Here is a 22,733-nt window from a genome sequence, read left to right on the forward strand (position 1 = left end):
AGTACGCCGGGGAAGCGCCGAGCGGTGGTTGTGACACGCGGTGGAAAGGTGTTTGCCCGATCTTCGTAGCCTACGGGTGGTTCGGCGGGCTCCGGCTTACCACGAGCAAGACGCCTATGCGGGGAGAGGAGGTGAAAAACACCCCGCCATGGGGTTTAGATCCAGTACAGCCGTGTAACCGAACCCGCCGTCATCGCGGCGATCGAGACGTCCCTCTGGGGGCGCAGCTACCCCTGACGATCAGCTCGGTGGGCAGCAGTACGCTGCGCGGGCGTCGCCCTCCGGCACGCAGCACCAGCTCGGCCGCGCGGTAGCCGATGTCCTGGGCGGGCTGGGCGATCACGGTCAACGGAGGGGAGCACAGCTCGGCCCAGGGCACGTCGTCGAACATGATCAGTGACAGGTCCCTGGGCACCCGAAGATCAAGCTCCCTGGCGGCGAGCACGGCCGCCTCGCCCAGCAGGTTGCCTCCGGCCAGCACGGCCGTCAGGTCGGGCCGGTGCTGGAAGAGCCCCGCGGCGGCGGCGTAGGCGGAGTCCCGGCTGCCGCGTGCGGAGACGATGAGTTCCTCGTCCACCAGATCGCCCAGGGCCTGGCGGAAGACGGAGAGGCGCTGCTCCTGGCCGGGACCGCCGAGGTAGGCGACGCGGCGGTGGCCCAGCCCCGTCAGATAGTCCACCGCGGTCCGCACTCCCGCGCGGTCGTCGGCCAGGACCGCGGGCACGTCGTCGCGCCCGGTCGCGAGCCGGTGTGCGAACACCGTGGTGAGTCCGGCCCGCAGGGTCGGCGTCCACGTCTCCCCGTCGCCGGAGGGGACCGCGATCACCCGGTCCACCCCCTGCTCCAGCAGCATGCCGATCAGCTCGGCCTCGCGCTCCGCGTCGTCGCCGGTCGCCCCCAGGATCACCGGCTCGCCCGCCGAGCGCGCGCAGGCGAGCACGCCGTCGGTCAGGCGGCCGTAGAAGGTGTCGGTGATGTCGGGCAGCAGCAGCCCGATCCCGCCCGACCGCTGCTGGCGCAGGTTGCGGCCGAGCGCACTGGGCCGGTAGTCGAGCTGGGCCGCGACGGTCAGTACCCGTTCCCTGGTCTCGGGACTCGCCGAGCCACCGGACAGAACCCGCGACACCGTGGCGACCCCGACGCCCGCCGCCACGGCGACATCCTTGATGGTCGTGCGACGCATGTTCATGGAAACGATTCCACCATAGTTTCCGTGACCGGTCCAGCGCGAAGAGATAACCGCGCCCCTGTTGACAAGGGGGAATCGGGTCGGCTCTTGACAGAGATACCTCTTTCCGATGAGATTCATGAAAACGTATCCATATCGGGTGAACGCGGGGTTGGCCCGAGGCGCTAAGGACTGTCCATGGCATCCATCGTTCTCAGCAAAGTCGACAAGATCTACGCAGGCGGTGTAAAAGCCGTGAACGGTCTTGACCTCGAGATCAAGGACGGCGAGTTCATGGTGCTCGTTGGCCCGTCCGGCTGCGGCAAGTCCACCGCCCTGCGCATGATCGCGGGTCTTGAGGACATCAGCGGCGGCGAGATCGCCATCGGTGACCGGGTGGTCAACCACCTGCCTCCGAAGGACCGCGACATTGCCATGGTCTTCCAGAACTACGCGCTCTACCCGCACATGACCGTCGAGGAGAACCTCGCATTCGGTCTCAAGCTCCGCAAGATGCCCAAGACGGAGATCTCCAAGCGGGTCAACGAGGCCGCCAAGATGCTCGGCCTGGAGCAGTACCTCAAGCGCAAGCCGGCTGCCCTCTCCGGTGGCCAGCGCCAGCGTGTCGCGATGGGCCGTGCCATCGTCCGCGAGCCGCAGGCCTTCCTCATGGACGAGCCGCTGTCCAACCTGGACGCCAAGCTCCGCGTCTCCATGCGCGCCTCCCTCAACACCCTGCACGAGCGCCTCGGCGTGACCACCGTCTACGTCACCCACGACCAGGTCGAGGCCATGACCCTCGGCGACCGCGTCTGCGTTCTGCGCGACGGTCTGCTCCAGCAGGTCGACACCCCGCAGAACCTCTTCGACCAGCCGGTCAACCTTTTCGTCGCGGGCTTCATGGGCTCCCCGTCGATGAACTTCGTCAACGCCGAACTGGTGCGTGGCGACGGCGGCGCCGCCGTTGCCTTCGCCGGCTTCAAGTTGCCGGTGCCGGACGAGACCTTTGCCGAGAAGCCCGGCCTCGACCAGTACTTCGGTAAGAAGATCATCCTGGGTATCCGCCCCTCCGACTTCGACGACTCCGTCGCCGCCAACGGCTCCGCCGGCGGCTGGACCCGCCTTCAGGTCCGCGCGGAGGTCACCGAGGAACTCGGCTCCGAGATCAACGTCCTGTTCCTGATCGACGCCCCGCCGGTCCAGCACCAGGACACCGTCGCCGCGGCCGACACGGGCGACGACGAGGAGGCGGCGCTCCCGCTGGTGGGCGACAAGTCGCTGTGGACCGCCCGCGTCAACTCCCGCAGCCACGTCCGCCCCGGCCAGAACATCGAGCTGGTCGTGGACACCCACAACCTCCACTTCTTCGACCCGGTCTCGGGTCTGGCGATCGGCCACCCCGCCAACGTCCGCGTCTGACCAACCCCGTAAGCCGGACGGGCCCGTGCCACGACCCCCTCCCGTGGCGCGGGCCCTTCCGTGTCCGCCCCGCCCCGGCCGGTGCCCGGCCGGCCTACCGCCGTCTGCCGAGGCGGCGGGAGACCTCGCCGGCCAGACCTCTGGGGACCAGCCTGCCGATCCCGACGATGACCTTGTAGCGCATGTCCGGGACGCTCACCCACCTGCCCCGGGCCAGGTCGCCCATTGCCTCGTCCACCACCTTGTCCGCCGAGAGCCACAGGAAGCCGGGAATGCCGGAGGTGTCCATAGAGGCGCGGCTGTGGAACTCGGTCCGAACGAACCCCGGGCACAGGGCCATCACCCGCACACGGGTGCCGGCCAGTTCGGCGGCGACGGACTCGCTGAAGCTGACCACCCATGCCTTGGACGCGCCGTAGGTGCCCCGGGTGAAGAACGCCGCCACCGACGCCACGTTGATCACTGCCCCCCGGTCGCGTTCCCTCATCCCGGGCAGCGCCGCCAGCGTCAGCCGGAGCACCGCCTCGCAGTGCACCTTCAGCATCCGCACCTCGTCGGCGACCGGAACGTCGAGGAAGGCACCGGGGTGGCCGAATCCGGCGTTGTTGACCAGCAGGTCGACACCCTCCCGGAGCCGCCCCTCGACCGCCGTCAGGCCCTCCTCGGCGGCCAGGTCGGCAGGGAGCACCTCGACCTTCACCCCGTAGCGCAGGCGTAGCTCCTCGGCGGAGGCGGTCAGACGTCTCTCGTCTCTGGCGACCAGAACGAGAGAGAAACCGTCGGCGGCCAGGCGGCGGGCGAACGCGGCACCGATGCCGGCGGTCGCGCCCGTGATCAATGCGGAAGGCATGTGCGAAGTCTAGGGACCACGTCGCCGGCCCCGGCAACTCCCCGCCGCCCGCCGAGGCGATTCTCTCCGGCCGTGGCGCGCCGCCCTCCGAGGGTCAACGTTCTGAGAACGACCGGCGATCGTTCGGCAATGAGCGCGAGCCAGACGGGCTGTCCCTATGCGGGGGTGAATATAACGGGTTCCGGAGACATATCGCTCGTGTTCTGAGTGGCATGTTCTGTGGCCTGAATCATCGCCATCAGGAGTCGGAAATGGTCGGAAAACAGACGATCTATCTTCTCATCGCGGCGGCCGTCGGGGGTGGGCCGGCGCTCGGAATCGCCGAAACGGCGACCGCCGACGCCGCTCTGTCACCGCTGACGTCCTTCTCGCGGTTGCAGCCCTATCCGCCGGCCCCCGACTTCGACACCGGCGACCCGCTCCTGTCAGAGATCGACCCGCTCCTGACAGGGGTCGACCCGCTCCTGACAGGGATCGAGGACCGCGCCGAGCCGGGGATCACCCAGAACTCCAGAAACCAGCAGGTCATCAAGCTAAACGACAACGACTGGGGTCACAACGGCTGGGGTCACGGGAGATGCGGCGGATGCGGCACATGCGGCGGATGCCGAGGGGGACATCGGCCCTCCGCCACCGCCGCCGAGGAACTGCCGTTCACCGGAGCACCCGTGGCGCTCATCGCCACGGTGGGCGCCGGCCTGCTCGCCGCCGGGGCCGCCGGCACGCTGATCTCCATACGGCGTCGCCGATCTTCCAGTGCCAGGTAGGAGGCGTCGCCGAGTCGTCGTGGCCGGCCTGCTGAGTCTCGTCGCCGTCCTCGTGCCGGCCGGGGGCTGGTCGGCCCATCTCGTGCTGAGCGTGCGGGATCACCTGGAGGCGACCAGGGGCGCGCTGCTCCAGTTGCGCGCGGTGATGACCACACACGATCCCGCGCTGATGGCCCGGGCACTCGCGGACGCCCAGCGGCACGCCGCCGAGGCGCGGCGGCTCACCGGGGGCCCCGACTGGTCGGTGATCGCCCATGCCCCGGTGGTGGGAGACGGCGCGACGACCGTGCGCGGGCTGGCCGAGAGCGCCGCGGAGCTGACCGATGTGCTGACCGCCGTCCAGCGGGCCGGCACGCGGTTCCTAGCGGCGAAAGAACGATCCTTGGGCAACATGACACCGGTGCTGGCCGATCTCGCCGCCGCGACGCCGGTTCTGGACGACGCCGTCACCCGGCTCGCCCGCGTGAGCTCCCGGCTGGCGGACACCCCGGCCGACACCGGCCTCGACCTGCTTGACCAGGCACGCGGTACGGCACTGCGGGGAGTCGATCAGCTGCGGGGCTGGCTCCGTAGCGCGGCGACCGCCACCGCCCTGCTCCCCTCGATACTGGGCCACGACGGCCCGCGCCGTTACTTCCTGGCGTTCCAGACCAACGCCGAGGCGAGGGGGACCGGAGGTCTGGTCGGCGCGTTCGGCATCCTGCGGGCCGGCCACGGCAGGATCGGCATCACGCGGCTGTCCGCCAACACCGGCCTCGACGCGAGTTCCACCCCCGTGGCAGACCACGGCCCGGCTTTCCGCGCGCGCTACGGGCCGAGCGCGGCCAGGTTGCTCTCGGTCTCCAATCTCTCTCCGCACTTCCCCTACGCCGCGGCCACCTGGACCGGGCTGTGGGAACGGCAGACCCACCAGCGGCTGGACGGCGCCATAGCGACCGACCCGATCGGCCTGTCCTACCTGCTCCAGGCGATCGGGCCGGTCGCCCTGCCCGACGGGGAGAGAGTGACCGCCGAGAACGTCGTCGACCTCACCGAACGCATCGCCTACGCCCGGTATACCGACCCCGCGGCGCGCAAGCGGTTCCTCATCACGGTCGCCGGCGCCGTCAGCGAGGCGCTGCCCACGGCCCTCGCCGAACCTTCCCGGCTGCTGCCCGTCCTGGTCCACATGGTGGACGAGCGCAGGATCCAGCTCTGGAGCCGCCACCAGGCCGAGCAGTCACTCCTGTCGGCGACCGTTGCCGGCGGCGTGCTGCCCCGGCAGCCGGGGCCGTTCGCGGGCCTGGTGGTCAACAACTCGGCCGGCGGCAAGCTCGACTACTACCTGAAGCGCTTCCTCGACTACGAGCTGGGCCCGTGCCGGGGTGGGCTGCGCCCCGCGCGGGTGCGGGTCCGGCTCACCAACGACGTGCCCCGAAGAAGCCTGCCCGCCTACGTCACCGGCCGGCTCGACTCCCCGCATCTCCCTCACACAGCCGGCTCCAACCTGCTGTGGGTGTCGTTGTACGCCGGGGTCGGAACCAAAATGAGCGCGGTGCGGCTCGACGGTGACCGGGTGGCGGTCCTGCGGGAGAACGAACGCTCCCATCCCGTCTACTCGACCCTGCTGGAGTTCGCCCCCAGGCAGTCGAGGACGCTGGAGTTCGATCTGCTGGAACCCTCCTCCGGTCGGCCACCGCTGGTCCCGGTGCAGCCGCTGGTCCGTCCGCAGCACACCCGGATCAGCTGGAACTCGGAGGGCTGCGCCCCCTGACGGAGGGACCGCGGCCAGCGATGGGGGACCGCTGGCCGCACCGCCGTCATCGGTAGCAAAGGGTAAACAGCGGCGTGCCGCGGGTGGGCGCCCGATGAGGACGATCTACCGTCACGCTCATGGAAGGTTCACCGCAGACCGCTGAGACGGGTCAGGCCATCGACCTCGTGCCGCCGGCCGGACACGAGAGCTGTGGCCGGCGATGCTGGAGGGACGCGCGGGCACCTTCCGCGCCGAGTGATCCGGGTGATGAGGTCGGGTTCCGCATCCTGTACGTCTGCACGGGCAACCTCTGCCGCTCTCCGCTGGCGGAACGGCTGACCCGGTCGGTCCTCGGGCCGTGTCCGGCGCTTCAGGTGATCAGCGCGGGAACCCATGCCGAGCCGGGAAGGCAGATGGCCGAGCGCGCCCGACACGTGCTGAGCCGGCTCGGAGGCGATCCCGGCGGCTTCGTCTCCCGACCGCTGACCTCCAAGCTGGTGGCCGCCGCCGACCTCGTGCTGACGGCCACCGCCGCGCACCGCGCCGAATCGGTGGCCATGCATCTCCCGGCGTCCGCCCGGGCGTTCACCATCGCCGAGTTCGGCACGCTGGCCCAGGCCGTGCCGGCTGCCGCGGTCATCTGTCATGAGGATCCCGTACGGCGGGCCCACGCGCTGGTCGTGGAGGTGAGAGCATTGCGCGGGCTGGTCCGCGTGGACCAGCCCGACATCCCCGATCCCCATGGCGGCTCCCGGCGAGTCCACCGGGCCGCGGGACGGAAGATCGCCAAGTCGCTCGCCGTCCCACTCCGGCTGCTCACGCGTTCGCCGGCGTCTTGACCGTGATCTCGGCTTCGGACTCGTAGCCGTAGCCGTAGCCGTAGCCGTAGTACTGGCTACTCTTGGCCGGTGCGAAGTTCAGGACGGCGCCCACCACGCGGGCGTTGATCGACGACAGCATCTCAGCGGCGCGCACGATGTGCTCCCGTCGGGTCTTGCCGTACCGCGCGATGAGCAGCGTGCCGTCGCAGACGGCCGCGAGCGTCGCGGCATCGGTGATAGGCAGCAGTGGCGGCGCGTCGATGATCACCATGTCGTAGGTCTCCGTGAACTGGGTGAGCACGTTGCGCATCCCGCGCGAGCCGAGCAGTTCGCTCGGGTTCGGCGGGATCTGGCCACTCGGCAGGATCGACAGTTCCATCTCCCCCCAGGTCTGGATGACCTCCTGCAGATCGGCCTTTTCGATCAGCACATCCGTGAGACCCGTCGGGCCCTCGATCCCGAAGTAGTGCGGGATGCGCGGGCGGCGCAGGTCGGCGTCCACCAGGATGACCCGCCAGCCGGCCTGCGCGAGAGTGATCGCGAGGTTGGCCGCCGTCGAGGATTTTCCCTCATCAGGCAGGCAACTGGTGACCACGAGTGATTTCGGGTGCCGGTCGACGCCGACGAACTGCAGGTTGGTGCGGAGCGAGCGGAACGCCTCGGCCCTGGACGACCGGCCGCGGTTACGGATGATCAGGGGAAGGCGCCGAGCGTCCCGTTCGTAGCCGATGACCCCCAAAATCGGAGCCTTCGACGCATGCTGCAGCGCCTCGTTCGACTTGATGGTCGTGTCCAGGCGGTCACGGAGGACGAGTGAGCCGATAGCGAGGAACAGCGCGATCATCATGGCAAGCGCGAGATTGACCAGTGGCCGGGGACTGACCGGCGCCACGGGGGGGTCCGCCCGATCCACCAGGGTGACCTTGACGGTGGCGGAGCTGGTAGGAGTGGGCCGCTCGATCTCGTTGATCAGTTTGGGGAATTCGGTGCCCAGGGCATTGGCCAGCTGCGCGGCGCGCGCGGGGGAGGTGTCGGTGACCGTGGCCCGGAGGAGCACGGTGGCGGGGATGGACTGCGCGGTGATGTTTTCTTGGAGGCTCTGCACGTCACCGCCTTCGGCGATCTTTTCGATCACGCGACGGCTGGTCAGCAGTTCGGCGTAGGACTGCACGCGCTGCTGGGAGAGCATCCCCGCCTGGTAGGCGGTGGAGAGACTACCCTCCCTGTCGTGACCGGAGACCAGCATGGTGATCGTCGCGACGTATTTCGGTGGTGTGTGGGCGGTTACAAAGGACGCTGCGGCCACCGCCAAGACCAGGGAGAACAGGATGAGCGGCCAGCTCCTGCGTATGAGCCGCACGTAATAGAGCAGATCCACTGGATCAACGCAACCTTTCGGGGATTCGTGAAGGAGTTTTGGGGGGCTGGGACGGCGAGTAGACGTTCACGCCCTGTAGCAGGCTGATGAGAAGAAGGGCGGTTCCGCCCGCGGCGATCGCCGCGGCGATCGGCGGTATCCACTTCAGGGCCATCGCCAGGCAGAGCACGCCGGCGAGCGCCGTGATCATGCCGAGCATCATGGCGACCGCCCGGGTGCCGAAGCCGGCCCGGCGGAGCCGGTGCGAGACGTGGTCGGTGCCGCCCGTAAGCGGTGAACGGCCCACCCGCATCCGCGAGACGGACACGACGCCGGTGTCGACGACCGCGAGGAAGGCCGGCAGGAGCAGCCCGGCGACCAGGGTGCCGGGGCCGTGCCCGGACACGAGAACGACCGCCGAGCAGGTGAGGACGAAGCCGATGAACAGCGCTCCTGAGTCCCCCATGAATATTCTCGCGGGGGGCCAGTTGTGCAGCAGGAAGCCGAGGCTGGCGTAGGCCAGCACGGACAGCAGCAGCCCGAGCGACGGCCGGTCGGACACGAAGGCCGTCCCCGCGAGGAAGGCGGCGGCGACCGTGGTGACGGTTCCCAGCGCGCCGTCCATGTTGTCCAGCAGGTTGAAGGAGTTCGTCATCACCACGATCCACACCACCGTGACGGCTCCGTCCATCCAGCTACCTGTCAGGGTGATCTGGACGCCGGAGAACACCACCCCGCTCGCTGCCGCCGTCTCCACGGCCAACCGGGTGACCATGGACAGCGAACCGATGTCGTCGATCAGGCCGAGCAGGGCCACCGTGGTGGCGGCCAAGAGGATCACGGTGATCCTCCGATCGGCCAGACCCAGCACCGCCGTCGCGGGCACGATCGTGGCCAGTGCGATCGCGATGCCTCCCAGGTAGGGGGTCGGGCGGGCGTGAGCCTTGTTCCCGCCGGGACGGTCGGTGAGGTCCCACCGCAGGGCCAGGCGTCTCAGTGGCACGATGGTCGTCGTGCTGAGAAGGAAGGCGGCCACTCCTGCGGCGAGGGGGATCGTTCCGTTCACCGGATGGACGCCGCGAGATCAGCGCGGGCCTCCGTGACGACATCCGCGAGGATCTCGTCGAGAGCACGTCGTGGGGTCCAGCCGGTGAGCTCGCGGAGCTTGGTGGTGTCGGGAACCCTGCGCGTCATGTCCTCGAAGCCCTGCTCGTAGGCCTCGTGGTAGGGGATCAGGTCGACACCCGACGTGGAGCCGGTGTGCTCGATGATCAGCTTTGCCAGCTCCAGGATGCTCACCTCGTGGGCGGAGCCGATGTTGAAGGTCTGCCCGATCGCGCCGTCGTCGTCGAGAAGCCCGAGAAGCGCGTCGACGACGTCCGCCACATGCGCGAAGCAGCGGGTCTGGGTGCCGTCGCCGTGGACTGTGAGGGGCATGCCGCTGAGCGCCTGCCGGACGAGGCGGGGGATGACCATGCCGTAGGCCGGGCTCTGCCGCGATCCCACGGTGTTGAACAGCCTGACGACGATCGTCGGAAGGCCGCGTTCCTTGTGGTAGGCGTTGGCGAGGATCTCGTCGACGGCCTTCGCGGTGCTGTAGGCCCAGCGCACCACCGCAGGGCTCCCGAGGATGCGGTCGGAGTCCTCCCGGAGCGCGCCGGAGGAGTTCTTGCCGTAGATCTCGCTCGTGCTGGTGACCAGGATCTTCTTCCGGTACCGGTGCGCGGCCTCGATCACGATCTCCGAGCCGCGGATGTTGGTGGTCAGGGACCGCAGCGGCTGCTCGACGATCAGCTTGACGCCGACCGCGGCCGCGAGATGGACGACCACGTCGCACTGGTGGACCAGCTCGTCCACCATGAGCTCGTCCAGGACCGATCCGTGCACGAAGCGCAGGTGGGGATGGGGCCGCAGGTTCTCCCGCCGCCCGGTCGACAGGTTGTCCAGGATCACGACGGACTCATCGCGGGCGAGCAGCGCGTCGGTCAGATGCGACCCGACGAATCCGCTGCCGCCTGTTATCAGGTAGGTGTTCTTTGATGGCTTCTTCACTGGCTTCCCCTATTACGCGCTTGGAGAGGGTGTTTCGTGGGCGGGGGGAGCGAGAGGTCAGATGTGCGCATCGAGCTGCAGGCCGGGGTCGGCGGTCGCCGAGTTTTCGAACCAGGCCACCGTCATACGGAGCCCGTCTTCGAGGGGTGTCGGGCACACACTGGGGAACAGGCGGCGCAGCAGGTGAGGGGAGGCCTGTGACTCCTGGATCTCACCGATCCGGGGCGGCAGGAAGGCCGGCTCGACCGGCCTGCCGAGAACCATCCCGAGGGCGTCCTTCAGATGCCGCAGGGTGATCCGCGTCCCGAACGCGAGATTCACCGGCGTCGGGCTCGTCACCCGGCGGACGGCGGCATCCACGAGGACCTCGGTCAGCGAGCCCACATAGGTGAAGTCCCGCGCTTGGTTCCCGTCACCGTAGATCGGCACCGGGCGGCCCCGCAGTGCCATGGACACGAAGGTCGGGATGACGGCCGCGTAGGCATGGCCGGCGGCCTGCATGGGGCCATAGACGTTGAAGAAACGGAAGGGCAGGACCGGCAGGTCGAAGCTCTCCGCGTACGCCAGGCCGTATGCCTCGGTCGCGAGCTTGCTCGCGCCGTACGGGCTCAGCGGCCTGGTGGGGAGGTCCTCGTGTTTGTGCGGCTCCTGGCAGTTGCCGTACACCGAGGACGACGAGGCGAGCACCACATGCGGCCTGGTCGCGCGGCAGGCCTCCAGGACGTGGAGGGTGCCTGTCGCGTTGACGGAGTGGGAGGCCAGGGGATCCGCCAGGGACCGTGGAACCGACGGCCGTGCGGCGAGGTGGACGACGGTGGTGGTGTCCGCCATGAGATCTGTCAGGAGCTCCGCGTCCAGGATGCTGCCCATCACGAAGTCAACCTCGACACCATCGAGGTTGGTGAGATCTCCGCTGCTCAGGTCGTCCAGCACCCTGATTTTCTCGACTTCGGGCCGAGCCGCGAGCGCACGGCACAGATTCGCACCGATGAACCCAGCTCCGCCGGTCACCAAGACTCTCACTTGTTCATTCCCCCCATGATTCCTGTCGTGACAAGGTGATTGCGGCGTTCCGCGCCCAGCGATCGATAAAGGGCTTCGGTGTCTGCGACGAGGCGCTCCACGTTGAAGGAGGCACCGGTCCATTGGCGGGCCGCCTCGCCCATCCGGCACGCGAGCATGGGATCGGAGAGCAGCTTCACGGTGTATCGCGCCAGCTCCTCGGCGTCGGCACCGGCCAGCAGGCCGGTGCGCCCGTCCTGGACGATCTCGGCGACGCTTCCGACCCGCGTGGAGACGGCCGGGGTTCCGGCCATCCCGGCCTCGACGAGGGTGAGGGGCGTGCCCTCGTTGTCGGAGGTCAGCAGGACCACGTCGGCGGCGGAGTACACCGTCTCCACATCCTTTCTCCAGCCGAGCAGGTGAAAGGCGTGCCGGATCGGCTCGATGTCCCGCTCGACCTGCTCGCGCAGCTCGCCGCCGCCGCAGACGACGAAGCGGCAGTCCGGCATCTGCCGGAGCACGGAGCGAGCCGTGGCGACGAACCGGTCGGGCCGCTTCACCTGGGTGAGCCGGCCCACGTATGCCACGACGGGCGCGTCGAGGGGCAGGCCCAGGGCGACGCGGGCGGCCCCGCGGTCGGGGACCGGGCCGAGCCGTACGCCGGGGGCGATCACCACGTACTGCTCCGGACGCCCGATCCGGGCTTCGAGCAGCTCGTCGCGGACGCGGGAGCCGACGGTCACCAGCCGGTCGGTCATGGAGGCGAGGATCCGCTCCGACCGCACGTAGAGCGCACGCTTCGGCCGCGTGAAGTAGCCGTTGAGGAGATGCCCGTGGAACACGTGGATCCGGGCCGCACCGACACCGGACAGGCAGGCCGCCAAGCGCCCGAGGACACCCGCCTTCGCGGTTCTGGTGTGGACGACATGCGGCCGGAAATCGCGCATGGCCCTTGTCAACCGGATGAGGGCGAGGTAATCGTCGGAGGGTTTGATCGACCTGCCGAGACTCGGAATCAGGTGAACGCGCGCCCCCGGACCCTTCAGGTTGAGGTGGTCGCCCTCATCGGCGTCGACATGGCCCGTGTAGAGGCGGTGGTCGAACTCCTTCAGTTCCAGCCCTTCGGACAGTCCCGATACCTGGGTAGCGGGCCCCCCCACGTTCATCCGGGCGATGATCTCCATGACACGAATTCGGCCGTCCGGTTTCATGCGGGCTCCTCGGTGATGGCCTGTTCACGTCGGAGAAACTAGCTCAGGGATCGATCTGTCCCACTGATGCCGTCACAGTGGCGGCAAAGAGTTTCCACATTCCCTACCGGTACATGATCTAGCCGGTTCGCTCGCAATCATTCCTGACAAAATATTTAGAAGTAGCAAAAATGGGACATAATTCTGTGTTTAATGTTATGATGGTCCGTTCGCGCCCCTGTGTCGGTGGACCTGGCAGGGCTGACCTGGATTGACGAGTTCGCCGGGAAAACCGTGCTCAAGCACGCCGGCACAGGGTTGGCCCAGCTCAACTGTCTTGATTCTTTAAGAGGGGCTGGCTCCGGTCCAACGTGAAGACTCACATAAAGGTGTGGCAAGGACATTGCTGATCGCGGGTGTTTTAGACCCCCTTGAGGCGCTCGCGTCGCGAGGCTTGTCCACATGGTCAACGCCTCGCCGCCCCAGGGTTCTGTGTCGAGCCCACTCGAACCGATAAAAGACGTTCAAACGACTGGACTTCCACCCGAAGGAAGACATTCCGCTCGATATCGAACGCTGAAGCGTTTTTCGGCGTTGCTGCCGACTGCGTTGGTGGCCGCTTTCGCGATGGCCGTGCTGAGTTTTTACGGCGTATCCGTGTCGGATATGGCATCCTTTGGTGTCTATGTCATTCTATGCCTGGCGTTTCCAGGCCTGCTACTGATCCGGGCGCTGTACAGCGGTGACCGCACGCTGGCGGAGGAGATCGCACTCGGATTGGCGCTCGGCTACGCCATAGAAGTGATCACCTATATCATTGCTCGGGCTCTTGGGGCGCCACTGCTCGTCCTGGCATGGCCGATCATCACGTATGTGACCTTCCTCGCGGTTCCTCGACTGCGGAAACATTGGGCGAGTGCGTCTCGTACGCGTGCGCCGATCTGGTGGTCATGGTCTCTCGCGCTGATCGTTGTGTCTTTGATCGTCTGGAGTGCCCTCACCTTCTTTAGGTATGCCCTCACCTGGCCGGAAATCGGTGGATCTAACACCGATATGCCGTTCCACCTGGCCCTCGTCGGAGAGGTGAGGCACCATATGCCGCCCACGGACCCCATGGTCGTCGGTGAACCCCTCCTGTATCACTGGTTTGTCTACGCCCACTTCGCGGCGGCAAGCTGGGTGACCGGAGTTGAGCCGCTGGTGCTGCTGTTCCGGCTGGCCATGTTGCCCATGCTGGCCGGACTCGCCGTCGTCCTGGGGATGATCGGCAGGCGTGTCACAGGTTCGTGGGCGGGAGCCCTGCTGACTGTTGGGGGAACGTTCTTCATCGTGGCTCCGAGCCTGTATCTGGGCCCGAGCGTTGGGGTGTTCACATGGAAAGTTCAGTCATGGACAAGCCCATCCCAGACATTCGGGGCCCTCATATTCGCCCCGATCGTCCTTCTTCTGCTCGATCTTCTTGGACGTCGGCGGCGCAGTGCCGGTAGGTGGCTTCTACTAGGCATTTTTCTCGTGGTGGTCATGGGGGCCAAGGCCATATACCTCCCCCTGCTCACCGTGGGGTTGGTGACGGTGAGCGTGGTCGAGACGATCAGGCGACGCCGGCCGCCTTGGCCTACGCTCGCCGCACTAGGAATGACCGTGGCATGTTTCCTTTTTGCTTATTTCGTGCTGTTCGGCCGAGCGCAGCAAGGAATGGTGGTCGATCCTTTCGCCCTCATGCGCGTCACCTGGAGAGAGCTAACCGGTCTAGAGGAAACGGCCGAGCCGGCGTCGACTGCGGTGCTTGGTACCGTACTCCTGTACGTACTGTGCTGGGTCATTACATGGTGTGGAATTCTTGGGCTGCTGAGCCGGCCGCGGTTGCTCATGAAACCCGGAGTGGTCCTCATGCTTGGCATGGGCGCTGCGAGTATCGGCGTGTTGCTTCTATTCGGGCATTGCTCTATGAGCCAGATCTACTTTCTTGGAGGAGCCTATCCCTATGTGATGGTTGTCACCGCCTACGGGCTCATTGTCATCAGGCGGCGAGCACGGGTATCACCCAGGCAGATAACTGTCGCGGTTGCTGCAGGGGTGTTGGCCGCCTCTCTGATCCGTATCCTCTGTGGCGTCAAGGTCCCGTTGGATCCAGGCCAGGTGGACACCGTCCTGTATCGGCCGTACATAGTGCTGCTGGCCGTCACCGCCCTGGTCGCGGTCGCCCTGTTCCTCAAGGGGCGGCGCGGGATTCACCTCTGGGCCTTCATGATCTTCATGATCGCGGCTGTAGGCCTTCCCGCGGCCTGGGGCACACGTGTCCTTTCGCTCGTTGGTAACGATGTGGAGAACGTCGACCGGCAGGCGAGTCGTTGGGTTCCGGTCAGTGAGATCCCGCGAGGCGCCCTCACCGCAGCGCGATGGTTGCGCACCCACTCCGATCCAGACGACACGGTCGCCACGAACGCACATTGCCGCTGGGGGCATGAGAGTCCGTGCGACAGCCGTCATTTCTGGGTGGCCGCACTGACCGAACGGCGCGTGCTGGTCGAGGGGTGGTCGTACACGACAATGAATCTGAGCCGTTGGCGCCTGGGTCAGTCGTTTCAGAACATTCCGTTCTGGGATGCCGAGCGAATCCGGTCAAACGACGTGGCCTTTCAGTCTCCCTCGCAGGCTGCGATCCAGCGTCTGAGAGAACGTTTCGGAGTGCGCTGGCTCTTCGTCGACGAGAGTCGTCTGAGTTCCATCTCGAGGATTGAGGACTTCGCGAGACTCCGGTTCCGTTCCGACGATTACGCCGTTTACTCGATTCCGGACGGCTCCAGTTCGTGATCGCACCAGAGATTACTCGACGCCCGCTGAGAAATGCGAACGGTACATGTCGCAGTGCGCTGTTGTCTCACTGCGACCACGAGCATGGCGCGGAGCTTGGAAAAGAATCTTTCGGCTGACTTCTGTTGCAGCTATATGGAGAGGTTGTTCGAGACATTGAAGAGCAACGGAAAATCCCGCCTTTCGGAGACGACGCCATGAGCGGAGTGCATGTCTGCGAGGTGATCAAAACGCTCGATGTGGGTGGTGCCGAGGTCCTGCTCGTCGAGCGGCTACTCGCGGCGCCTCCTTCGGACAAGCGCTACACCGTTGTATGCCTGAGGGCATCTACTGCGGAGTTGATCGGGCGGCTACGGTCAGCGGGCATCCGCGTCGTCGATCTCACCTTTTGCCCGCGCCCGCTCCGCCCCGTTCGCCTCGTACGGGAGATCAGGCAGCTGGAACCCGATGTTCTCAACATCCACTCTCCTCTGCCGGCATCGCTGCTCCGGCCGGCGTCCCGGCTGTGGAAGTCTCGTCCAGCCCTGGTCTCGACCGTCCACAACGTGCGCTACTGCGCCCTGACGATGTTGCTCGACCGGGCGACCGCGTGGCTGGACACCCGGACTGTGGCTGTTTCCTCGCAGGTCGCCGACGCGCCCACGAGCAGCCATGCCCGTGGCCTGTCCACCCGCGTGCACGGAGTCCGCGTCGCGGAACAGCGTCGCTGGGCGCTGCAGTCGGAACGGACCAGGCGGGAGTGGGGGGTTCCCGATGTCGCCTTCCTCGTCGTGCACGTGGCCAACTTCCGCGCGCAGAAGAACCATGAGCTACTCATCGAGGCCGCGGCGAAAGTGGTCGCCCGGGAGCCACGTGCCCTGTTTCTGCTCGCCGGATCCGGCCCTCTTTATGAGCCGATGGCCCGTCGCGTCGCCGACCTGGGATTGAACGGTGTGCGACTCGTAGGACATGTGGCAGAGGCCGGTCGTCTGATCGCTGCCGCTGATCTTCTCGTACTCAGTTCCTTCTACGAGGGGCTCCCGGTCGTCGTCATGGAGGCTCTCGCCGCAGAGGTGCCCGTGGTATCCACCGCCGTCGGTGGAGTGCCCGACCTGATAGAGCACGGGCGAAACGGCCTTCTCACCAGGCCCGGGGATCCAGACGCCCTTGCTGAGGGCATCCTGCGGGCGATGCACCCAGAAGTCCACGCGCGTCTTCGCGAAGGCACACGAAACAGCGCGGAGCTCGTGGACATCAGCCGGACAGCGGAATGGTTCGACAAGCTATACGACGAAGTCTGCTCATAATCATCGGTTCATGCGTCCGAGACGGGGGAATATCAGGATTTTTGCATTTCTGTCCGAAGTGCACATCGGTGGAGGCGACAGCCGTCGGCGCCGGATGGGTCAGCGTTTCTTTGCGTGGATTTAAGAAAGGGTCCACCGCGCATTCGGACCCGTGGTATTCCACGGTCATTATCATCTACCCTAATGACAGGGAAAGTTGTTGTCACAGTCAGGGCATGACGAATGTCCGGCTGGTGAAATTGTCAGGTACGAGTGGGCGGAGATCACCGCGCCAGTCGTATTGACGGGCCGCGATTTCTTCAACTACGCGTTCGTGGCTTGGGAGAGCGGCGGCGCCTTCGACGCCCAAATCGCTGATCCGGCCCCGAGTCGAACGTCTCTGACGGGGTTCGCGAGTAGCGAGCCGACGATTATTAGGTGATTTACCATGGAGTACATCATCGTCGCTGCCATTGCAGTGATGCTCATTTTCATAGTCCATGCGAGCTTCGATGCACGATTGGCGAGCAGGGCGCTTCCCGTGCTGATGGCTGCTTTCGTCGTTCGGCTAGCAATCCATGTTCTGGTGATGCGATCCAGCATCATCCAATATGGCGGAGATAATCTCTACTATGAAGTCAGAGCCATGGGGATCGCTGAGTACTGGAGGCACGAAGGGATTCAATTCGTTGGTCCCGAGCAGGTTGACTCTATCTACTCTGTTTCAGTGCCGTGTCATGTCTTTGCGGCTATTATATACCTGTGCGGCGAGCGAGCCCCATTAGCGTGCACGGCCATTGTGGCGCTCATTGCCTGCGGGCTGTGCATTGTCATGTATAAATTTGCGCGACTCGTTGGCGCTGATGAGCGTGCGGCATTTCGGTTGCTTGTTATCACAGCTTTCGTTCCGGGATTCATGCTGCACACGTCCGACACGTTCAAAGACGGCTTCAACGCGTTCCTCGTTCTGGCGTGCCTCGGTCTCGCCGCTTCGAATATGCAGCGTTTCGACATGCGAAAACTGTTCTTTCTCGGCCCGTTGCTGTGGATGCTCTGGCATGTGCGTCCATATATGGTGTTCATGTGCGCTCTGCCTTTGCTTTTTGGTGTCGCGCGAATCAAACGCGCCCTCTCTGTGCGCACCATTATCGTCTTCGCCGCGCTGTTGATACCTGTTCTGATCTTTTTTCAAGGCGTTGATGAAATTGCCCCTGTCATGGCCCTGCAGGAGCAATTGCAGCGTGGTCAGTCGTCGAATGTCCGACTCGCCAACGCGGAGGGCGGCTCGGGTGTGGTGTTCGAAGACGGTGGTAGCGCGTGGAACGCGCTTGGACCGAAAATTATCTACACAATCCTGTCTCCGTTCCCTTGGATGAATGGCAGTCTGGCATTACAGCTCGGCAAAATAGATACATTGCTCTGGTATTACCTTCTCTACTGTGCGGCGTATGGGATTCGTCGGCTGTGGTGTTACGACCGCAGAATGATGCTGATCATCCTGCTGTTCGTCGTTCCAGGTACGATCGCCTACGCGACGACCGTTTCAAATATCGGCCTGATTTTTCGCCAGCGTATGCCGATCATGATGGTTACGAGCCTGCTGGCCGCGATCGCATGGACCAAGACGCTGCGAAAAGGAGAGCAGCCCGTGGCTGCACTCGCAGACGCAACGGCGTCCTCTGTTTCGGGATCACGGAAGTGAATTCGACCCTGGCTCACAGCTCTCGCAGGATGTGATGTCAACGGCACTCTTGCGAGTGAAATGCATAGTAATGCTGTTCTAAACGAAGGTCCTGTCATGACGGCGAGAGATGAAGCCAACGTTCAGCGTGTTGTACTCGTCACCGGGCACCTAGGGTTGGGAGGTGCGGAGAAACAGCTGTCTCTACTCGCACGAGAGCTGTGTGGCAGGGGCATCGAAGCGCACGTGTTCGTCCTGTCGAAAGGTGGTCCTCACGAAGCATCTCTCCGTGATGCCGGAGTCGAAGTGCATCATCTCGGCTTTTCCCGCCGGCCATCAGGTTCGTCGGTCCTGGTCGGAAACCTGCGGGCCTTCGCTCATTTTGTCAAGCTACTCAAACGACTCAGACCCGACGTCCTTCACGGATTCCTCTACGAGAGTTATGTTCTGGGATCCCTCGCCGCACGACTGGCGCGAGTTCCGGTCGTGGTCGCGGGACGACGCACCCAGGGCTACCTCAAGCCGAGACCCCGGTGGTACACCGCTCTCGAAAAGGCTGTGACGGGAATCACTGATCACGTCATCGCCAATGCGGTGGCCGTCGCAGAAGGCACTTGCAAGGTCGAACGTGTGCCAAGCCACAAGGTGAGCGTGATCTACAACGGTCTTCCGGCTTCGGCGTTCGAGCCGGCCAAGCCGGAGAACATCGACACCGCGCTCCCCGTGGTGCTGTGCGTGGCACGTCTCAGCACAAACAAGGGACATCGGTTCCTCATCGATGCCGCCGCGCTGCTTTCCCGGGATGGTCACCCATGCACATTTGTGCTCGTTGGAGACGGCGCCGAGCGTAAGCGCCTCCAGAGACACGTGAATGCGCTCGGTGTTGATGTCCGTTTTCTAGGTTTTCATACAAATATCGAGGGATTCCTGGCCCGCGCTGACGTGGTGGTCCTCCCTTCTATCTCCGAGGGCCTGAGCAACGCGGTCATGGAGGCGATGGCCGCCGGTCGGCCGATTGTCGCCACCAGGGTAGGCGGTACACCTGAACTGCTTGAGGGCCGCGGAGTCCTCGTGCCACCCTCGGACCCGGCAGCTCTGGCGGAGGGCATCGTCCGTCTGCTCGACGATCCTGAACTCGCCGTTTCGCTGGGGGCTGCGGCGCGTGTCTGGGCACGAAAGAACCTTGACATGGATGTCATAACTGAGGAGCACATTAACCTGTACCACCAACTCATGAAGGCTCGATGTGCGAAATAGGAGAACACACGACCCTCGGTATCTCGTTCCCCCTGTTCCAGACATGAGTGACAACAACCTCACCAAGGTCGTCCAAACGATGGCGAGTCAGGCGCTACCTCTGGCTCTGGCGGCGATGGCAGGCGTTCTTCTGGCGCGCATCCTGCAGCCCGAAGGCCGGGGCATCTACGCGACGATCACAACCACTGCCGGGATCGCGATCGTCTTGGGCCACCTTTCGGTGGGGAAATCGCAGATAGTGTTCTGGCCGACTTGCGAACGGCATCGATCCCTTACCGGCAACGCCCTGATCCTCGGGTTGGTTCTCGGTCTGGTATCCACTCTGGTCACCCTCGGGGTCGTGATTATCTTTCTTCCCCTCCCGGCGCCTTATCTGATGATCATGGCTCTTGTCGCGGTGCCGTTCGGCGTCGCGTCGGTCAATCTCAAGGGAATTCTGCTCCTTCAGGATCGTATCGGCTTGATCAACCGAGCGGTCGTCATGGCAGCGCTTGTCCTGTATATTCCGATCTTGGCGCTCGCGATCACGGGAAATCTCACTCTTACGATGGTGGTCGCCTGCTGGGCGATTTCCACGGTCGTTCCCTTCGTGCTGTTCACCCGGTCACTCGGTCTCCCTGCCATGCGGGGGGAGGCGGCGCTCGCCCGTGAGCAACTCTCGCTGTCTGGTCGCTACCACATTGGGCTAGTTGCCTTCCATCTACTGCTGACCGTCGACGTCTTGCTCTTGAATGCCTTTGTCTCACCGGCCGAGGTGGGCCTGTACACCGTCGCGATGGCGTTCCTCTCCCTCGCGAGGGTTCCGACCGACGCGATAGCGCAGGTCACGCTTCCTCGCCAAGCGATCGAGGACGAGTTGGCCGCCCAGGACGTCACTGTGCGCACAATCCGGCTCAACCTGCTGCTCTCATCGGCCTGCGTCGGTGCGATGGCGATCACGTCACCGACGTTGATTCCGCTCTTGTACGGCGCTCCCTTCGCAGGGAGTGTGGCACCGTTGCTCGCCCTCGCTCCCGGCATGATCGCGTGGTCGCTTCTCCGGCCGGTCGAGCAGTACCTGGTGCGGCTGCGCCGCCCCATGACCATGGCCTCCATCGCCATCGGTGCCCTCGTGGCGAACCTCGGGCTGAACGCCGTGCTGATACCGCTGTGGGGAGCCACCGGGGCCGCACTGGCCTCCAGCGCGAGCTACATCGCTATAGCGGCGATTGAGGTCCAGTGGTTCGCCCGAACGGCCGGAACCGACGTGCGAGATTTACTGCCCCGGCTCTCCGACCTAATGAGAGCTACCAGGTCACTCCGCCCGCGGGGGCAGACTGACTCGGTTCCGTAGCCGCCGACGAGTGAGCACTCCTCTGATGCGATGAAGGAGCGGGGCCTCCGCTCCTTCATCGCATCAGAGGCCGAACGGGCTGTGTTCGCCTATATCGAGGGCTTCTACAACCCACGCCGCCGCCACTTCGCGAACGGCCAGCTCAGCCCCGCCGAATATGAACGGCGACACGTACTCAAGAGCACCCAAGAAGACGGCTATGCTGCCGCGTAGCCGAAAGCCCTGACGTGTCTGCTAAACCGGGGCAACTCCATTCTCCGTTGATTGCCGAGTCTGCCGGGTAGGCATTCAGAGGTTCGCGATCATGATGTGAGCAACGCCCGCGCGGTGGGGTGATCTTTGGGTGCCGAAGACCCCGGATCGCCGCCCGTCGTATGACGAGCTGGCCGCGTTGGTGGTCCGGCAGATGGCCACGATCGAGGCTCAGCGGGAGACGAACGCGCAGCTGGAAGCGACGGTTGAGCGGCTGACCGCGCGGGTCGCCGAGCTGGAACGCAGGCAGGGCCGCAACTCGGGGAACTCCTCGCTGCCGCCGTCCAGTGACACCTTCGTCCGGCCGGACAAAAAGCCGCCGGCCAAGAGCGGGCGCAAACGGGGCCGCCAGCCCGGAGCGCCGGGAAGCGGCCTGGCCATGGTCGATACCCCCGACGAGGTCGAAGACCACGTCCCGGCCGCCTGTGGCGGATGCGGGAAGGAGCTTTCGGCCACCGACAGCGTGGGCTATTCGCGCCGCCAGGTCCGCGACATTCCCCTGGTCACCGTCACGGTGACCGAGCACCGCGCGCCTCGGTGCCGATACGGCGGGTACGGCCGCCTCACCAGCGCGGACATGCCCGAGACGGTGGCAGGCGCGCCATCGTCGTACGGGCCGAACCTGCGCGCACTCGCCGCCTATCCGCTGGTGTTCCAGCACGTGCCGGTGGAACGCTGCGCCCAGTTGATCGCCGACGTCACCGGAGCCCGGGTCTCGCCGGGCTGGGTGTCGTCGATCCTGGCCGAGGCCGCCACCCTGGTCGCCGACGGCATCAAGGTGATCTGTGCGCTCCTGACGCTGGCGCACGTGCTGCATGTCGATGAGACCACCACCCGGATCGGGGCCGGGCGGCGCTGGCTGCACGTGGCCTGCACGAACACCTTGACCCTGCTCGGTCTGGGCGAACGCTCCCGCCAGGGTGCCAACTCCCTCGGCATCCTGCCCGAGTTCCGCGGGGTGCTGGTGCACGACTCGCTGTCGCTCTACAACGGCTACCCGCACGCCAGACATCAACTGTGCGGTGCCCACCTGGTCAGAGAGCTGACCGCTGCGGCAGAGGATCACCCCGGCCAGCGGTGGCCGGCACAGATCCGCTGGGCGCTGGCCGAGTTGAACAAGCAGGCCGTCAAGGCCCGTGAGAGTGGGTTGACCGAGATTCCGCCCGAGCGGTCGCGGATCTACCTCGAATCCTTCCACCGTGGGATCGCGGTCGGGCTGTCGCTGCATCCCCGCGCGTCGGGGCGGAAACAGGCCCCGGTCCGCAACCTGCTGGAACGCCTGCGAGACCGGGCGGCTGACGTGCTGCGCTTCGCCGACTTCCCCGGCTGGGTGCCGTTCACGAACAACACGGGCGAGCGCGCGCTCCGCCCGGTCAAGACCCAGGTGAAGATCTCCGGCTGTCATCAATCCGAAGACGGCGCTGCGCACTGGCTGGCCGTCCGCTCCTACCTCGCCAGCGCCCGCAAGCACGGGCTGAGCGCCTTCGAAGCGATTCACCGCGCCTTCACCGGCAACCTCTGGATGCCTCCCGTCACACTCGACGCCTGATCAGCGCGTATCACGCAGCGTCACAGAACCTTCTGATTGCTTACCGTGGTGGCGAACGGCATCCAACTGCGGGCAGCACACCATGATGTCCTTGAGCTGTCGCTCCTCGTCGGCGTGCAGGTGATCGGGGTGCCGCATGATCCAGTGTGCCACCCGATGAGGTTTGGGCACCGGCGGCGGCGCCGGAGCGGGGCCGACGACCGTTCGCAGGGGCCGCAGAT

19 protein-coding genes are annotated in these 22,733 nt (G+C 65.5%); 11 read left to right on the plus strand and 8 right to left on the minus strand.

All coding sequences use genetic code 11. The features are described 5' to 3' along the window. Positions 1 to 190: 190 nt before the first annotated feature. A complete protein-coding gene (locus ACIN94_RS10005) occupies positions 191 to 1,189 on the minus strand; it encodes a LacI family DNA-binding transcriptional regulator (protein WP_400702353.1) in 999 nt (332 codons plus the stop codon). 177 nt (positions 1,190 to 1,366) lie between these two features. Here ACIN94_RS10005 and ACIN94_RS10010 point away from each other — a divergent pair, with 177 nt between their 5' ends. Continuing rightward, a complete protein-coding gene (locus ACIN94_RS10010; protein WP_400702356.1) occupies positions 1,367 to 2,587 on the plus strand; it encodes an ABC transporter ATP-binding protein in 1,221 nt (406 codons plus the stop codon). 94 nt (positions 2,588 to 2,681) lie between these two features. Here ACIN94_RS10010 and ACIN94_RS10015 read toward each other — a convergent pair whose 3' ends face one another. Further along, positions 2,682 to 3,437: an SDR family NAD(P)-dependent oxidoreductase gene (locus ACIN94_RS10015; RefSeq protein WP_400702359.1), complete on the minus strand. Its 756-nt coding sequence runs from the start codon at positions 3,435 to 3,437 to the stop codon at positions 2,682 to 2,684. Between the two features lie 251 nt (positions 3,438 to 3,688). Between ACIN94_RS10015 and ACIN94_RS10020 the strand changes: the two genes are divergently transcribed. The 3 genes from ACIN94_RS10020 to ACIN94_RS10030 all read left to right on the plus strand — a co-directional run bounded on the left by ACIN94_RS10020 (position 3,689) and on the right by ACIN94_RS10030 (position 6,778). After that, positions 3,689 to 4,204, plus strand: a complete 516-nt coding sequence (locus tag ACIN94_RS10020) for a hypothetical protein (RefSeq protein ID WP_400702362.1) — start codon at positions 3,689 to 3,691, stop codon at positions 4,202 to 4,204. A gap of 19 nt (positions 4,205 to 4,223) precedes the next feature. Next, entirely contained in the window at positions 4,224 to 5,957 is a 1,734-nt protein-coding gene (locus ACIN94_RS10025) for a DUF4012 domain-containing protein (RefSeq protein ID WP_400702365.1), read from the plus strand. 119 nt (positions 5,958 to 6,076) lie between these two features. Next, the gene (locus ACIN94_RS10030; RefSeq protein WP_400702368.1) at positions 6,077 to 6,778 is read left to right on the plus strand and encodes a hypothetical protein; all 702 of its coding nucleotides are present in this window, start codon (positions 6,077 to 6,079) and stop codon (positions 6,776 to 6,778) included. On the opposite strand, the gene ACIN94_RS10035 is transcribed toward ACIN94_RS10030, so the two are convergent. Genes ACIN94_RS10035 through ACIN94_RS10055 form a run of 5 tightly spaced genes read right to left on the minus strand, consistent with a single transcriptional unit; the run spans position 6,756 to position 12,382 of the window. Further along, positions 6,756 to 8,138 carry a polysaccharide biosynthesis tyrosine autokinase gene (locus ACIN94_RS10035; RefSeq protein ID WP_400702371.1) on the minus strand — a complete coding sequence of 461 codons (1,383 nt, stop codon included), beginning with the start codon at positions 8,136 to 8,138 and terminating at the stop codon, positions 6,756 to 6,758. The genes ACIN94_RS10030 and ACIN94_RS10035 overlap by 23 nt on opposite strands. A gap of 4 nt (positions 8,139 to 8,142) precedes the next feature. Continuing rightward, positions 8,143 to 9,183, minus strand: a complete 1,041-nt coding sequence (locus ACIN94_RS10040) for a glycosyltransferase family 4 protein (RefSeq protein ID WP_400702374.1) — start codon at positions 9,181 to 9,183, stop codon at positions 8,143 to 8,145. After that, entirely contained in the window at positions 9,180 to 10,169 is a 990-nt protein-coding gene (locus ACIN94_RS10045; RefSeq protein WP_400702377.1) for an NAD-dependent epimerase/dehydratase family protein, read from the minus strand. Before ACIN94_RS10045 ends, ACIN94_RS10040 begins: the two co-directional genes overlap by 4 nt. Positions 10,170 to 10,226: 57 nt before the next feature. Further along, complete coding sequence (locus ACIN94_RS10050; protein ID WP_400702380.1) at positions 10,227 to 11,180, minus strand: NAD-dependent epimerase/dehydratase family protein; 954 nt, start codon at positions 11,178 to 11,180, stop codon at positions 10,227 to 10,229. Positions 11,181 to 11,188: 8 nt separating this feature from the next. Beyond that, the gene (locus ACIN94_RS10055) at positions 11,189 to 12,382 is read right to left on the minus strand and encodes a glycosyltransferase (RefSeq protein WP_400702383.1); all 1,194 of its coding nucleotides are present in this window, start codon (positions 12,380 to 12,382) and stop codon (positions 11,189 to 11,191) included. Positions 12,383 to 12,823: 441 nt separating this feature from the next. Here ACIN94_RS10055 and ACIN94_RS10060 point away from each other — a divergent pair, with 441 nt between their 5' ends. From ACIN94_RS10060 to tnpC, 7 genes are all read left to right on the plus strand, one after another. Then, positions 12,824 to 15,175, plus strand: a complete 2,352-nt coding sequence (locus ACIN94_RS10060) for a hypothetical protein (protein ID WP_400702386.1) — start codon at positions 12,824 to 12,826, stop codon at positions 15,173 to 15,175. 125 nt (positions 15,176 to 15,300) lie between these two features. Next, on the plus strand, positions 15,301 to 16,461 hold the full coding sequence (locus ACIN94_RS10065) for a glycosyltransferase (protein ID WP_400702389.1): 1,161 nt from the start codon (positions 15,301 to 15,303) through the stop codon (positions 16,459 to 16,461). Between the two features lie 427 nt (positions 16,462 to 16,888). After that, the gene (locus ACIN94_RS10070; protein ID WP_400702392.1) at positions 16,889 to 18,142 is read left to right on the plus strand and encodes a hypothetical protein; all 1,254 of its coding nucleotides are present in this window, start codon (positions 16,889 to 16,891) and stop codon (positions 18,140 to 18,142) included. A gap of 96 nt (positions 18,143 to 18,238) precedes the next feature. Beyond that, on the plus strand, positions 18,239 to 19,378 hold the full coding sequence (locus ACIN94_RS10075) for a glycosyltransferase (protein WP_400702395.1): 1,140 nt from the start codon (positions 18,239 to 18,241) through the stop codon (positions 19,376 to 19,378). 43 nt (positions 19,379 to 19,421) lie between these two features. Next, positions 19,422 to 20,711: a lipopolysaccharide biosynthesis protein gene (locus ACIN94_RS10080; protein ID WP_400702398.1), complete on the plus strand. Its 1,290-nt coding sequence runs from the start codon at positions 19,422 to 19,424 to the stop codon at positions 20,709 to 20,711. A gap of 30 nt (positions 20,712 to 20,741) precedes the next feature. Next, positions 20,742 to 20,924, plus strand: coding sequence for a hypothetical protein (locus ACIN94_RS10085; RefSeq protein ID WP_400702401.1), 183 nt, complete (start codon positions 20,742 to 20,744; stop codon positions 20,922 to 20,924). A gap of 130 nt (positions 20,925 to 21,054) precedes the next feature. After that, complete coding sequence (gene tnpC, locus ACIN94_RS10090; protein ID WP_400702404.1) at positions 21,055 to 22,512, plus strand: IS66 family transposase; 1,458 nt, start codon at positions 21,055 to 21,057, stop codon at positions 22,510 to 22,512. On the opposite strand, the gene ACIN94_RS10095 is transcribed toward tnpC, so the two are convergent. Then, a complete protein-coding gene (locus ACIN94_RS10095) occupies positions 22,513 to 22,665 on the minus strand; it encodes a hypothetical protein (protein WP_400702407.1) in 153 nt (50 codons plus the stop codon). Between the last annotated feature and the right edge of the window lie 68 nt (positions 22,666 to 22,733).

It is taken from the genome of Streptosporangium sp. NPDC087985, assembly GCF_044741965.1.
In the GTDB taxonomy this organism is placed as follows: domain Bacteria; phylum Actinomycetota; class Actinomycetes; order Streptosporangiales; family Streptosporangiaceae; genus Streptosporangium.

Coding starts and splice junctions, on each gene's coding strand:
- ACIN94_RS10005 (WP_400702353.1), bottom strand. CDS start 1,189: ATGAACATGCGTCGCACGACCATCAAGGATGTCGCCGTGGCGGCGGGC.
- ACIN94_RS10015 (WP_400702359.1), bottom strand. CDS start 3,437: ATGCCTTCCGCATTGATCACGGGCGCGACCGCCGGCATCGGTGCCGCG.
- ACIN94_RS10085 (WP_400702401.1), top strand. CDS start 20,742: ATGAAGGAGCGGGGCCTCCGCTCCTTCATCGCATCAGAGGCCGAACGG.
- ACIN94_RS10010 (WP_400702356.1), top strand. CDS start 1,367: ATGGCATCCATCGTTCTCAGCAAAGTCGACAAGATCTACGCAGGCGGT.
- ACIN94_RS10060 (WP_400702386.1), top strand. CDS start 12,824: ATGGTCAACGCCTCGCCGCCCCAGGGTTCTGTGTCGAGCCCACTCGAA.
- ACIN94_RS10075 (WP_400702395.1), top strand. CDS start 18,239: ATGACGGCGAGAGATGAAGCCAACGTTCAGCGTGTTGTACTCGTCACC.
- ACIN94_RS10070 (WP_400702392.1), top strand. CDS start 16,889: ATGGAGTACATCATCGTCGCTGCCATTGCAGTGATGCTCATTTTCATA.
- ACIN94_RS10030 (WP_400702368.1), top strand. CDS start 6,077: ATGGAAGGTTCACCGCAGACCGCTGAGACGGGTCAGGCCATCGACCTC.
- ACIN94_RS10055 (WP_400702383.1), bottom strand. CDS start 12,382: ATGAAACCGGACGGCCGAATTCGTGTCATGGAGATCATCGCCCGGATG.
- ACIN94_RS10020 (WP_400702362.1), top strand. CDS start 3,689: ATGGTCGGAAAACAGACGATCTATCTTCTCATCGCGGCGGCCGTCGGG.
- ACIN94_RS10080 (WP_400702398.1), top strand. CDS start 19,422: ATGAGTGACAACAACCTCACCAAGGTCGTCCAAACGATGGCGAGTCAG.